This window comes from Pseudovibrio sp. WM33, from assembly GCF_001623165.1.
Lineage (GTDB): Bacteria > Pseudomonadota > Alphaproteobacteria > Rhizobiales > Stappiaceae > Pseudovibrio.
Genome location: NZ_LMCK01000055.1, coordinates 58,432 through 72,095 on the forward strand (window position 1 = coordinate 58,432; position 13,664 = coordinate 72,095).

At 51.1% G+C, this 13,664-nt stretch carries 12 protein-coding genes; 5 read left to right on the forward strand and 7 right to left on the reverse strand.

Translation table 11 applies throughout. From position 1 onward, the window contains the following. Positions 1-58: 58 nt before the first annotated feature. Positions 59-886 carry a RibD family protein gene (locus PsWM33_RS10065; RefSeq protein ID WP_063295004.1) on the forward strand — a complete coding sequence of 276 codons (828 nt, stop codon included), beginning with the start codon at positions 59-61 and terminating at the stop codon, positions 884-886. Positions 887-970: 84 nt separating this feature from the next. Next, positions 971-1,540: an NUDIX domain-containing protein gene (locus PsWM33_RS10070; RefSeq protein WP_063300125.1), complete on the forward strand. Its 570-nt coding sequence runs from the start codon at positions 971-973 to the stop codon at positions 1,538-1,540. 33 nt (positions 1,541-1,573) lie between these two features. Here PsWM33_RS10070 and PsWM33_RS10075 read toward each other — a convergent pair whose 3' ends face one another. The 4 genes from PsWM33_RS10075 to PsWM33_RS10090 are packed head-to-tail and all read right to left on the reverse strand — an operon-like array spanning position 1,574 to position 4,909. Further along, positions 1,574-2,395 (reverse strand): class I SAM-dependent methyltransferase, encoded by an 822-nt coding sequence (locus tag PsWM33_RS10075; RefSeq protein ID WP_063300126.1) that lies wholly within the window; start codon positions 2,393-2,395, stop codon positions 1,574-1,576. Continuing rightward, on the reverse strand, positions 2,392-3,501 hold the full coding sequence (locus PsWM33_RS10080) for a glycosyltransferase family 4 protein (protein ID WP_063295007.1): 1,110 nt from the start codon (positions 3,499-3,501) through the stop codon (positions 2,392-2,394). Before PsWM33_RS10080 ends, PsWM33_RS10075 begins: the two co-directional genes overlap by 4 nt. Further along, positions 3,494-3,913, reverse strand: a complete 420-nt coding sequence (locus PsWM33_RS10085) for a 6-pyruvoyl trahydropterin synthase family protein (protein ID WP_057461690.1) — start codon at positions 3,911-3,913, stop codon at positions 3,494-3,496. Before PsWM33_RS10085 ends, PsWM33_RS10080 begins: the two co-directional genes overlap by 8 nt. 18 nt (positions 3,914-3,931) lie before the next feature. After that, positions 3,932-4,909, reverse strand: coding sequence for a zinc-dependent alcohol dehydrogenase (locus tag PsWM33_RS10090; protein ID WP_063294146.1), 978 nt, complete (start codon positions 4,907-4,909; stop codon positions 3,932-3,934). 114 nt (positions 4,910-5,023) lie between these two features. On the opposite strand from PsWM33_RS10090, the gene mdoH reads away from it, so the two are divergent. Beyond that, the gene (mdoH, locus tag PsWM33_RS10095) at positions 5,024-6,898 is read left to right on the forward strand and encodes a glucans biosynthesis glucosyltransferase MdoH (RefSeq protein WP_063300127.1); all 1,875 of its coding nucleotides are present in this window, start codon (positions 5,024-5,026) and stop codon (positions 6,896-6,898) included. 110 nt (positions 6,899-7,008) lie between these two features. Here mdoH and PsWM33_RS10100 read toward each other — a convergent pair whose 3' ends face one another. Together PsWM33_RS10100 and PsWM33_RS10105 are read right to left on the reverse strand one after the other, a co-directional pair. Then, positions 7,009-8,103, reverse strand: coding sequence for an OpgC family protein (locus PsWM33_RS10100; protein ID WP_244271714.1), 1,095 nt, complete (start codon positions 8,101-8,103; stop codon positions 7,009-7,011). A 157-nt stretch (positions 8,104-8,260) separates the two neighbouring features. After that, positions 8,261-9,646, reverse strand: coding sequence for a tetratricopeptide repeat protein (locus PsWM33_RS10105; RefSeq protein ID WP_063300128.1), 1,386 nt, complete (start codon positions 9,644-9,646; stop codon positions 8,261-8,263). Between the two features lie 466 nt (positions 9,647-10,112). On the opposite strand from PsWM33_RS10105, the gene PsWM33_RS10110 reads away from it, so the two are divergent. Continuing rightward, positions 10,113-11,318, forward strand: coding sequence for a YeeE/YedE family protein (locus tag PsWM33_RS10110; protein WP_063295011.1), 1,206 nt, complete (start codon positions 10,113-10,115; stop codon positions 11,316-11,318). A gap of 113 nt (positions 11,319-11,431) precedes the next feature. Beyond that, positions 11,432-11,956, forward strand: a complete 525-nt coding sequence (locus tag PsWM33_RS10115; protein WP_063295012.1) for a DUF302 domain-containing protein — start codon at positions 11,432-11,434, stop codon at positions 11,954-11,956. A 70-nt stretch (positions 11,957-12,026) separates the two neighbouring features. Here PsWM33_RS10115 and PsWM33_RS10120 read toward each other — a convergent pair whose 3' ends face one another. Then, complete coding sequence (locus tag PsWM33_RS10120; RefSeq protein WP_063295013.1) at positions 12,027-13,664, reverse strand: thiamine pyrophosphate-binding protein; 1,638 nt, start codon at positions 13,662-13,664, stop codon at positions 12,027-12,029.

Here is a 13,664-nt window from a genome sequence, read left to right on the forward strand (position 1 = left end):
ACCACTAGGCTAACCTTAGGTGAGGTGAGCTGTGAACTCGGTAAAACAAGGGGGCTTGATGGACAGGGGCCACACAACACCAATACATCTGCAAGATCATCCGAATAATTCTCAGTTGACCTGCGAAAAGCCACTAGAACAGTCCTCGGGATATTTGTCTCCTGATGAATGGCAGGAGGTCTTAGCAGCATCAGTGGAGAGGCGTGCACCAGACCTACAAGGCTATGGTAGTGTGTTTGCACCCCTTTGCATGGCGCAAAAGCAATTTGTTATTGGTCAGCTTGGACAGTCAGTTGATGGTCGTATTGCGACGGTCACCGGAGACTCCAATTATGTGAGTTGTTCTGAAGCATTGATCCATCTTCACCGGCTCCGAGCACTTTGTGATGCTGTCGTGGTGGGAGTGGGAACTGCGGTTGCGGACAACCCTCAGCTCACTGTCAGGCATGTCAGTGGACGTCACCCGGCACGCATTGTCATCGACCCTTATGGTCGAATGCCTCGCGACAGTACACTCCTGCAGGATACAAATGCTCGCCGCATTGTGATTACGCGAACAGATGCCCATGCACGTTATCCTGATGGAGTGGAATGCTTTCAGCTACAGCCGAATGCAAAAGGCCGTCTGTCCTGTGCTGAAATCCGGCATGCACTGCGAGAATTTCGATGCATCCTCGTTGAAGGTGGTGCTTGGACGCTGTCTCGCTTTATCGAGCTGAAAATGATCGATCGTCTTCACTTGATGATCGCCCCACTAATCATCGGATCAGGGCCAAGAGGTCTTCAGTTACCTGCGATTGATTACCTCGCACAGGCTATCCGCCCCGATGTCACTTGGCATCCTTTGGGTGTTGATATGCTGGCAGATCTGAGCCTGAGCAATTAACTCTCCCAAGGAGTTGAAAAGAATTTCCTTTCGCCAACAAGTACTCGTATAAACTTGCGTGAATTTCCGAATAAGGACACACGCATGCCAGAGCTCATTAGACGCACCACCCTTTTGGAAGCTAAAGGGCGGATTGAGGAAGTTGAAGTGCGTGTTGTTCACGAGGATGGACGCGAGCACATCACGACAGATCCGGTATGGGTCTACGGCGATTCAATTGCCGTGCTGGCTTATGACCCTCAAGCGAAAACAGTCCTGCTCGTCAAGCAACTTCGTGTAGCACCCTACATCATGGAGGAAGAGATTATCCTGGAGGCATGCGCTGGCGGAATCGAGATCAGCGATCTGTCCATAGAAGAAGCATGTGTACGCGAAGCTCAGGAAGAACTCGGCTGTCAGCTTACCAATCTCACCAAGGTTGCTAATGTCTTCATTAATCCCGCACGTCTTGCTGAGCGGGCGCATTTCTTCCTTGCTGAGTACATATCTGGCGACCTGAATATTGAAGGTCGTGACCTGGATGATGACGAAGATATTGAAGTTGTCGAGTTGTCATTCCATGAACTGCGAAAGCTCTACGACAAGCAGGAAATCCGCTGCCCACGTCTCTTCATGCTCACACAGGCGTTGATCTTAAAGAACATAGGCCTCTAATTTTGAGTGCTGGAAGCAAAGGTCTTCATAGCTTCATTGAGGCGGAAGGCCAACAATATCAACATGTCCGACCTGCAGTTGTGATTTGCCTTTGCCAAGTGCCGCTAAACGAAATTCTAGCCAGTCATCCACGATTGCATCTGATACCCCAACTTCGCGTGCGGCTTGGGCCCACCCCTTAATCAGCTCCAGTTGCAAAGCATCATCTTCAGGTGCGCATACCCAGTCAGAGCGTCCGGTAAAGCAGGTATACCCCGCCTTAAGCAATCGCTCACGAGCATGAAATCCACCAAGCGGCCCTAACGCAGACCCAAACCCTTTATCTGTTGCCTGATGCTGATTGAATGCCCGCTGAATAAGCCGGTCTGTCGGGTGGTGTGGTTTGCTCAGTAGGATACCGTTGTACGAAAGCCCTGCAAGAAACGGGAGTTTCAGCTGACGCATACGGGCAACAAAGCTATCCAGCCAGTTTGCACTCACAAGATCCAGAAAGGCCGAGGTAACAACGCCATGATGCCCTTCCAAAATATCCAGTGACTCGACATCAGTCAGCTCGCAAACGTCTGTTTTCGTTCTAGTATGAGGCAAGGGAGGAGAGATGCGTTTTGCAACTTTGAGAAGTTCAGGGTCGTTGTCGATCAGTAACCACACCTGCTCCCTGTTTGACTCAATGTGTTCTGCCAGATCCTGCAGAAAGGACCCCGTTCCAGCACCCACATCAATGAGTCTGAGCGGACCACTCTTGGGAGCATGCTCGACCAACCAGCTACAAAACTTTTTCATGACGTCTTTATTGCGCGCACGCCGGTCCGCTTTACGACGTAATGAGAGCCATTCAGAGGAAAAACCACTCACCTGTGAGCCTCCAGTGTGCAAGCAAAGGCCTTTGCGCTGTCATTCCAATCTGGCAATGCACGAGCAGCAGCAAGGGCCCCAGTTGAAAGTTGAGAGCGTAACTCCTTGTTTTGAAGAAGTGTTTTGATCGCCTTGCCCAAAGCTAGAGGATCGCCTGCACCAACATGAAAGCCGGCTGTAGGCGGAACCGTCGATGCGACAGCTCCCTCGCCACTTGCAATAATCGGGAGCCCAAAACTCATAGCCTCCGCAAAAGCCATCCCGTATCCCTCATAGTATGTTGGGAGCACAAAGAGGTCGGCTGATTGATAGAAACCTGTTAATTCAGCTTTGGGAATGCCTCCATGAACGCGAATACGCTCAGTGAGGTCATGCTTTTTGATCTGAGATCGCACTTGGCTCGCATATTCTGGATCAAACCGCGTTTCTCCAATGAGATCCAGATGCCAGTCCAAGTGCTTCAATTGCCCCAGCGCTTCAACTAAATGCAATTGCCCTTTTCGCGGTACCAACGACCCAACACAAAGCAACTTTGGGGTTGCCAGAGTATCGTTCGAGGTTGGAGCGCTCTCCGAGACAGTTGGCCGATCAATACCGGGTAGAACAATACTGATCTTCTCCGCAGGAACGTCCATTTGAGAGATAAGCGTCTTCTGTGTCGAAGGACTGGTCACAATCACATGCTTTGCGAATGTGAGAGCTTGCGTCTCAGCTGCGCGGAGCACCTTTGCCAGCTCAGGGGCAATCCCACTTTCCAGAAACAGTGGGTGATGAACCAGCGCAATGAGACTGGAACGATCAGCGATGTTCTGCGCCAGATCAGATGAAGCCCCAAGCACCAAACCATCCACGATGATCAAAGCTGAGGGCTCTATCTCTTCAATGACTTCAAGCGCCAGCTTTTTGTCAGCATCAGATGGGACTGGATAGGTGCCTTCAAGGCTAATGAGTGAAACATTCCAGCCGTGTTTCTGCAGCCCCCGAATGATCTCACGATCATATCGATAACCACCTGTGGGCGTATTCAGATCACCGGGAAAGACAAAATAGCAAGATCTGGCAGGTGCTTCTGCTGTCTGGCCTAAAGAAGGATGTAAGTTACTCATGAGCCTCGGATGCAGTCAACGGCGCCTCATAAGACGCACGCGCATTAGGGTTCTCGGAAATTGAAACGCGTACCTTGCTAAGTTCGCTCGGTTCGCGGCCCAGTTTATGTAGATAAGCAGCATCGCACACGCGCTGGTAAATGTAGCTACAGAGAAAATCGACCGTGGTGTTCCGCCCCTTGAACTGAGGAAGGTCATCAAGATTCTTGTAGTTGAACGGATGCAGGATTTCTGCCAGCACATCAAGCGCATTGCCAATGTCGATGACAATCCCGTTCTCATCCAGTTCCTCTGCAAAAATAGCGACGTGGACGTGTGCAGTAAGGCCATGAAGCTGAGAGGCGGGACCAAACACCTCTCCCTTCAGGCTGTGCGCGATCATTATGTGATTGCTGATTTCGACTGAATACATCTCAAAGTCCTCATAAAATTAAGTGTAAACAATGGGTTGGCATAAAGTATCTTTCTTGCCTGAAAGAACGTCTTTCAAATCCTTCGGCGCTTTTTCAAATTCGATGGGAGGCGCGAGCAAAGTATCGAGCACGTCATCTTTCAGAAGAGAAATTGCCGCCTCCATTCGCCTGCGGTGTGTCCAGCGTGGCCTCATGATGGGGGCAACCTGACCGACTTGAGACGAGATAAGACTGAGGCGCTGGCTGTGAAAACTCCCACCAAGAACAAGACCGGAAGGGCGCGAGCCATACCAGGACGCCTCCACAATTCTGGCTTCTCTCCCTGCAATTCGGATCGCAGTGTTCAAACCAGCTTCAGAGGCGCTGCAATGCACGACAACATCTTGATTTTCGGGAGCAACTTCCGGCAAGGAAAATGCGCAGGAAAACTCGTCTGCAATGTCCTGCCGCTTCGGGTTGACGTCAATCATAGTCACGTTCGCACCTGCGATGCGAGCGCAAAGATAGCCAACCAGTGAGCCAACAGTGCCAGCACCAACCACGGCAACATTGGAACATGGCAGAATAGCTGCATCCCACATGATGTTCAGCGCTGTTTCCATGTTTGCTGCCAAAGTAGCGCGGGTACTCGGCAAATCAGAAGGGATAAGATAGAGCGCATCTGCGGGGAGCAGAAAGTTGCTTTGGTGCGGAAAAAGAGAAAAAACGCGTTGGCCCGCTTTTAAATCATCTTTTGTTTCAATCACTTCAGAAACGTTTGCGTAGCCGTATTTAACAGGAAAGGGAAAGGTCCCTTCCTGAAACGGAGCTATCATCCGCTCCCGCTCGCTTACTGGCACATCACCACGATAGACAATGGCCTCCGTACCTCGGCTGATCGCGGAAGCATGAGTTTTTAAGTAAACACGGTTACCAGATGATTTAGAGAGTTTTTCCTCTCTTATTTCAATGGTTTGAGGCGCAGTGTACCAAAGCGCTCTGGCTAACTCAGACAAGAAACGCGCTCCCCGGATCGCTAAGTTTTCACAAATATACTCTAGGGAAACGTGAACAAAGGAAACTAGCAGAAATGTAGGTGCCTCTAAAAACAATAATAATTTGGGTAGGACATGACAAAACAATCACGGGTTCCTGAAGAGAACGCCCGCACTAGTCTTGTTGACCAGCTGCTCTCCACCAACATCATCGACAAGCATCAGGAAAATAAGCGCTTATTCAGGCGCAGACTGATCTTTGGAGGGCTCGTTCTAACCTCTTTGGCAGTGTTGACCACCATCATGTCACTCACACTGTTCCTCAACGGCTTTGCCCTTTCAAAAGTCGTGATGCTTCTCGCATTTCTGGTAACCTTACCATGGCTCGTTATCGGCTTCTGGCATGCTGTCATTGGCTTGATGCTCATGAGATTTTCTTCAAACTCTACTGCACAGGTGTATGCTGGCACGCCTCTGGGTACACTTGACCTAAAAAAGCCCTTACAGAACAAGCAAACCGCATTGCTTTCCTGCGTGCGAAACGAAGACTCGCCTGAAGTGGCTGCCAAGCTGGAAGCGATGCTTCAAGATCTGGATCGTCTGGAAAAGCTCAACGGCTTCTCTCTCTACATCCTGAGTGACAGCAATGATCCTGAGCATATCCGGCAAGAAATGCGGGAGTTCTCGCTGCTACGGGCACGATGGCAAAATCGGATTGAAGTGCTTTATCGCAGACGTGAGAAGAACACCGGTTTCAAAGCAGGAAATGTCGAAGATTTCTGCCGCAACTGGGGTACTCGGCATGAATATGCGATCACGCTGGATGCTGATAGCTTCCTCTCGGCAGAATCCTTATGCCACCTTGTAAGCAAAATGAATGCAAATCCTCGTCTGGGTATTTTGCAAACACTTGTTCTGGGGCTTTCAACCAACTCGTTCTTCACCCGTGTTTTCCAGTGGGGCATGCGCTTGGGAATGCGCTCCTACACACTTGGCGCGGCGTGGTGGCAAGGCTCGTCAGGTCCGTATTGGGGACACAATGCGATTTTTCGTGTAAAGCCCTTCACGCAATTCTGCAAGCTTGAGCCTCTGCCAGGAAATGACGCATTGAGCGGCCCGATTCTCAGTCATGACCAGGTTGAAGCTGTGATGATGGCAGACGCGGGCTATGAGGTACGCGTATGGCCGGTAGAAGGTGGCAGCTATGAAGAAAACCCACCTCATTTGATCGAGTTTATCCGCAGAGATCTGCGCTGGTGCCACGGAAATCTTCAGTACGTTAAGTTACTCCGAGAACCCGGTTTTAAGCTGCTGGGGCGGATCCAACTTGGCCTTGCAATCCTTATGTTTGCTGGCTCTCCGGCATGGTTCATTTTTATCGCAATGGCGATTTTAACCGCATCCGTTTCAGCGCCCGAGACGATGGCATTCGACCCGTTTTACGGTACGATTCTGATCGTGATCATCATGAGTATGGTCTTTGCACCTAAGCTCGCGACGCTTGCCCATGTCCTTACAGTTCGGAACGAACGCCGGGAGTATGGCGGCTTTTTCTCGGTGTTTGTCAGCGCATTCTTCGAACTGGTCTATTCCATGCTGCTAGCACCAGTCATGGCAATTGCGCACAGCATCTTTATTGCACAACTGTTCGCAGGACGAAAAACGCAATGGGGAGGGCAGGAAAGACAACCTCATGGTATCCCGTTCCTTTTGGCAGTGAAGAAGTTCTGGCCCCAGACTCTTTTCGGCCTTTGCGGTGTAATTTGGATGATGGATTATACTTTTGCAGATACATGGCTTCTGCTTCCGGTAATCCTTGGACCATTGCTGACAATCCCGTTTGCAATGATCACCTCAAAACCAGCGCTCGGTATGTACTTTAAACACTCCGGGCTTTGGGTGTTGCCTGAAGAAAAGAAAACACCGTATGAACTGCAAGGCCTCAATAAAGAGCAGCGCCGTGTAGAGTTGGAACTTGCCAAAGCAAACCGAGCTGCGGCCACTCGATAAAAGAATGAGCTGAAGGTGGTGAGAACCATCAGGTTTCCAGGAAAAAGCCGGTTGCGTAAATGGCACGCAACCGGCTTTCTGATTTCTTGGTGTCTATTGAACTGGCCAAGCTAGGAAGCTGGCTTTTCCTTTGGCTTTCTCCATGGCTCACCTTTAAACCATGCCACGGTATAGGCGACGGCAATTAAGCCTGCAAAACCAAGCAAGTTTGCCATGATTCCACCTGTGACTGTGCCTTTCAAACCGAGTTCATCCCGGAAGATTGCAATGCCCTGCGCAAGTATGAGGCTAGCAAGGAAAACAGCGAGAGACTGTTGGCCTACCTTCTTGATGACCCGGACAACTTTGCCGCCAAAACCGCCCATGAGCAGGCGTTGCCCGCCTTCTCCAACAGCCACCCACGCCACATAAGCAAGGGCAAGGAAGTGGATGTAGCGCAGGAGGCCCATCTCGGATTTTACTGTGAGGTCGCTGATATCATTTGCAATTCTGCGGAGCTCAGGCACCTCATTGAGAATGCGGAAGTAAGCAAACGGAATCGTAAGAATGATAATCGAGGCGCTCAGGAACAAGAGACGTTTCTTGACTGGAGGAGCCGGAATCCAGCCCTTGATGAAGGCAAATCCGGTAAAGAACAGCAACTGCCATGCAAACGGATTGAAGAACCAACGGCGATCGGACCATGGCTCAGCAGGGAAATCCACCAGCCGGAAGGTTGCGATCAGCCAGAACGCGATGATGATTGCTGCAACTGCACCTCGTCCGGCCTTGTAATACGCAATCATGATCACTGGCAACATCGCCAGGATCACCAGATACATCGGCAGAATATCGAAGTAGTTCGGCACATAGGTAAGGGTCAGCAGACCTGGCAGTTGGAAGATCGGATCCTCGAAGAAATGCCAAAGGTTCAGCTTCCCGACATAGTCATCGCTGGTCCAGCCATTGATTTGCAGGAAGGCAAGCATGCCCGCAACGGCGAGAAACAGGCAGATATGGGCCCAGTAAACTTGCCAGACGCGATAAAGAACACGCGCGCTGCCCATGACCAGGCCATGCAGTTCAAAGACGCGCCCGAAGGCAATTGCGGAGGCCATGCCAGAGCAAAACACAAATATCTCGGTTGCATCGGAGAACCCGAAACGCGCCGGAATCCAAAGAGCCCACCCGTTTGCAGGAAGGTGGGCTATGAAGATGATGAACATTGCGATCCCTCGAAAAAAATCGAGGCGTGGATCTCTTGGTCGGCTGGCCGTTTTCATAGGGGTCGGCGGTATACTGTGCTGGTTCACGATGTCTCTGAAACTAAAAACTATAGATGATGAAATGCAGCTCCGAAATCCCCCGAAGCTGCACCTCCATTTATCCCATACGGAATCGTAGGTGTTCACTTTGCATGAGGTCGGTGGCTTCCGTCATGCGGGTTGCTTGAGCCATGCGGGTTTCACCATAGGTGTCTGATCCGCCTCTCAAGCGTGTGCGCTCATCAATCATCCGTTTTGCTTCCTGACAAAGGCCAGCGCGCAAAGCGGCTTCAATTGTGAGGCGTTCAAATACATCACGCTGAGCATGACTGCCACCAACGGTACGCAGCAGCGGGCGTGCTTCTGCGAGGTGGTGGTAAGCGCTGAAGTAATTGCCGTTCTTGAACTGCATCAAGCCAGATGCTGTTGGAGAACCAGTTGTTTTGGTTACGAGACCCATCTCGTTGGTGTCTTGTTCGCCAAATGTGCGCATTCGAGTCAACAGACGGTCAGAGGACTGACGACGGTTGTCTCCCAGCAGAGCAAGCATGTAGTGCAAGTCTGCGAAAACATTACAGGAATCGTCGATGCGCTTTTCGCTGATGCTTGCCAGTTCTTCCCAGCGGTTACCTACCTTGATGCCCTCAAGCTCAAGGCGAACCAGCATGGAAGCTGCATTGGAGATATCGCGATAATCGTCTGTGTGATCTTTACGGAACTTTTGGTCATAGAGCTCGAAAACACGCTCAACATTGCCACGATCAAGGTGCAGCAGCGCAAGGTGCCACCAAACGTGATAGCCAAAGTTGTTGCAGTGTTCCCAAGCTTTTGGCTGGTCATCAAGCCATTTGATGCCTTCTTCGGTCTGACCCGTCATGTCCAACACGTGAGCAACGGCATGCAAGCCCCAGGCATCATCATGTTGAAATGCAACGGCTTCTTTGCCGATCCGTTCAGCCCGCTCAAAATCACCAGTCTCTTCCAGAGCAAAGGAGTAGCAGCCGTGCACATAGCCCTTTGCAACATGATCGTCTTCATAAGACGAGATCACACCTTCAATCGAGGAGCGCATGCGGGATGGCTGGCCAAGAACGAAGCGAATAGCGTGGACGAGCTTTAGAAGGAATGCATCGCGTGGGTATTTAAGAAGCAGTTCGTCAAGACGATCAGCAGACTTGGTCGGCGTACCCTGAAGCCAGTCATTCAAAGCCTCAACAACAGCTTCTTCACGGTCTGTGATCTGTGTATCTCTGCGGCATTTATCAGCAATTGCATAAGCTTCAAAGGCAGTTGCTGTCATTTCGCGTCTGCCAAGCAGTAAGCAGAACAGTCCACGCGCGGCTTGAGCCAGAGCGAAGTCTGGGTCGGCCTCCAGTGTTTTCGCAAGATGCTCCGGCGTTGCAGCACTATGTGCCAGAAACGCAAGAATAGTGTTGTTCCAGTGTGTTAATGCACCCTTATCGGAGAGTGTTACCGTGTATTCGAACTGGTCATCAATGCGCATGGATGCGACCCGTGGTTGAGGCGACCGGTATTTCGTGCAATGTGCAATCGCTTATGAGATAAGCCATTGGGTTTACATTACTAACGACACAGGTCTGCCAGGAAATCTGTTGATCAGAACCCTTTCAAAACTGGCGATGACGTTCAACACACAAAATGGTGTTTAATATCAGCAAGCTTTGTTTATGTAGAAAATATAGTTCACCCTCATGAAGAAATAGAAAACACTATTCTATTCACTAAGAAAAAATATGCGTCAAATAGAAGCTTACTTGTAAAAACCGACTATTATTAATAGTGATAATAAGTAAGATTTTAGGTATTAAGTTCTATTATACTTGTATTTATTACCTTGTGATAATCTTCTGTTTGTTGGATGAAATAGTGTTCACTGCTTCTTGATTTTCTAGTTAGTCCCCACTGTGTAATGTCCTTACTCCAAGAGAGACTAAGTACGTGGCGAATTCATGGCGAATACGAGTAGCTATCAACAAACAAAAATCGATCAACAGATTCAATCACCGCAATCTGTAATCGTCATCGGTGCGCTGGTCGCGTTGGCCGGTGTTGCTCTATTGGGACTCCAGAACAACGGCTGGCGTGTTTTTGGCGGTGCCTTGATCGGTGCTCTGGCAGGTGTTGCGCTGTACCATACGAGCTTTGGATTTACGGCAGCGTGGCGCCGTATTGTCACCCAGCGAAGAGGGCAGGGGCTTCGTGCTCAATTTCTTCTTATCTCATTGGTTTGTTTAATAAGTTTCCCGCTCCTCCAATACGGACCAGACATCGGAATACGCACCGGTGGCTTCGTGTTTCCATTCGGTGTTGGAGCAGCTGTCGGAGCATTCATTTTTGGCGTCGGAATGCAGCTCGGCGGAGGCTGTGGATCAGGCACATTGTTCACTGTCGGAGGCGGCTCATCACGCATGGTGATCACACTTGCCTTCTTCATTTTGGGAAGCGTAATTGCAACAGCGCACCTTTCATTCTGGAATTCTCTTCCAAGATTACCGGCATTTTCGCTTGTGCGTGGCTATGGGGTCGTCCCTGCGCTGCTGATCACCATTTTGCCACTTGTCGCCTTTGCGATATTCTCGGTGTTTATCGAGAAAAAACAATGGGGTGAACTTGAGAAATCCCGCAAAACCACCGGGTTTTTCCAGGGCCAATGGGGCTACGTTCTGGGTGCGTTGATGTTGGCGTTGGTTTGCGTTCTTACGTTCGTTGTGCTGCAGCGCCCGTGGGGCGTAACATCCGGCTTCGCACTCTGGGGCGCAAAGTTTTTCTATGCCATTGGTATCCCGGTAGAGACCTGGCCTTACTGGCAATGGCAGGTTGGTGCGATCAAAAGATCTGTCTTCGCCGATTCCACATCCGTCATGAACTTCGGCATTGTGCTCGGGGCTCTGATTGCAGCTGGACTGGCCGGAAAGTTCAATCCGATGAAAAAAATTAATCTTAGAGATGCTGGAACTGCAGTGGTCGGAGGCCTCTTGCTCGGGTACGGCGCGCGCCTTGCTTACGGATGCAATATTGGGGCGTATCTCGGGGGTATAACCTCTGGCTCCATACATGGATGGCTATGGCTCGTCTTCGCCTTTGCCGGGTCCATGGTTGGAACCCGTGTCCGTCATTTGATCGGAATGGACCCTGCACCTATTACCGCGAAATAAAAGCCAGCTGCCGGAACCGACTAAAACTTGGCCAATTAAAATCAAGGGAGCTTGAACAACAGCCTGTTCAACTCCCGCTTTTAAACTCATTTCATTACGAAAAGGATTGAACCATGAAACTCCTTACGGGGATGCTCGGCTTTGTTGGAACATTGATGTTCGTTATGGCCGCTTTTCAGCCATCCCAGGCTCAAATCACCACAGAGCAGGCGCAGCAGGGCAAGGTGCTTCCACGCAATGGCTGGCGGGTTATCGAAACCACCATAGCGATTGATGAACTGCTGGATTCCCTTAAGAAAGCCATTCGCGAAGAAGACATGTTGCTCGTCAGCATGGCAAGTGCTTCTCGAGGCGCTAAAGCAAACGGTTTCGAGATTCCGGGCAACTACGTGATTGGAGTGTTTCGCAATGACTTTGCGCGCCGCATGTTGGCAGCAAGTGTGCAGGCAGGTATTGAGGCGCCAGTTCGTTACTATCTGACGGAAAATCCAGATGGCACAGCAACGCTGTCATGGAAGACGCCGAGCTTCGTATTTCAGCCTTATCGCGACAGAGCTTCTGAGGACCTGGTCTCGCTAAGCGAGGAGTTGGACGTGATCTTCCAGCGGATTGCGGACCGTGCCACAGGCAACACCTGAGGCACTCTTCAATAACGAATTTAGAGAGTGTGTCGCCTTTCTCGCGACACACTCGAAAAGGCGAATGCCTCTATAATTTTCCGTCGTAAGCTCTGCGGTCAATGCGGCAAGCAAGAACAGTGAAGGTATCCCGCTCCAGCGCTGCCTTTGCTTCTTTCTTCAGGCTCTCAGCATCATCCACCCAAACGCCATGCCCGCCATAAGCGTCAGCCAGCGCTGGGAAGTTGGTGGCTGAGAAGTCCACGCCCAGATTAGGATTCTGGTTCGCGCGCTGCTTCAGCTCAATCAGAGACAAGCTCTCGTCAACCAACACACAGACAATAAACGGCACTTGCATATCGCGCAGAACCGCCAGATCACCAAGACCCATCTCCAGACCAGCATCGCCTACAAACACAACAACCGGGTCTTCCGGTTTTGCCATCTTATGCCCGATGCCAAGCGGCAAGGCACATGCCATCGTACAAAGCGCAGAACTCTGCAGCATTGTGCGCGGGTAGTGGCTCTCCCAGATTTGGCTGACCAGAATGCGGTGCGCACCACTGTCCGCAGTTGCAACAGTGGTATCCGGCAGGGCTTCTCGAAGGTCGTGGAACACAGTGGCTGGCCCCCAACCGCTTTCTTCCGCAGTAAAGTCGGCCTTCAGCTTTTCCTTGGCTGGTGCGATACGGTCACGAAGCCAATCGCTCTCTTCAGGAACAATACCGGCCTCATCTTCTGGTGTCAGAGCCATCAGGGTCGGCTTCACATCGCCTTCCAGTGTATGGCTCACATGGTGCATGCCATGGCTGCGCAGCACCGGTGTCAGCTCAATCACCGAAGTCTCTTCACCCCACGGATTGCGCCAGTTCACGCGCATTTCAATGGGGTCATAGCCGATCAGCACAACAAGGTCCGCATCAGCCAGCAAAGGCATCAGGTTCTTGTCAGCTTTGGGCGACAAACCTGCTCCACCAAGCGAAAGCTTATGGCCTTCAGGAATGAGCCCCTTGCCCTTGTAGCTGGTGATCAGCGGAATCTGGTAGGCCTCACAGAACGCCTCAATCTCATTGCCTGCATCCACGTTGACGGCATCAACACCAGCAATTGCGATTGGGCGTTGAGCAGAGCCAAGAAGGTCACGCGCTTGCTCCAGCACATCGCCAAATGGCAACTGGGCAGCACGAACACCATAGTTCGGCGTTTTTTGTGTTTCGTCGCTTTCACCTTCGGCAACGGAGATCGGCACATCAATGTGCACTGGCCCCGGTTGACCAGACATGGCAATGGAAATCGCCTTATCCATCATGGCATTCAGCGCACCCGGAGCTGCTTTGAAGCTGGCTTTCACAATAGGACGCAGCAGTTGCTGATGATCCATCACCTGGTGAGTGTAGGTCTCAGCCTCAGCAGTATCTACGCAGCCGGTCAGGAAGATCAGCGGAACGCGATCCTGAAAGGCATTGGCAATCACGTTGACGGCGTTGGTCACACCGGGCCCAAGCGTCGCCAGCAAAACAACAGGAGCATCCGTGCCTTGGCGCGCAAGGCCATGCCATGCGCCTTCAGCCATAAAGCCACCAGCGTTCTCGTGCTTCACCAGATTGAATTTAAAACCAGCAAGGTTCAGGGCATCCATAAGGGCCAGCACTTCGCCACCCGGAATCCCGAAGGCATACTGACTGCCAGCCTGATGCAGTTTTTGAGCAATAAGATCAGCGCCGCGCAT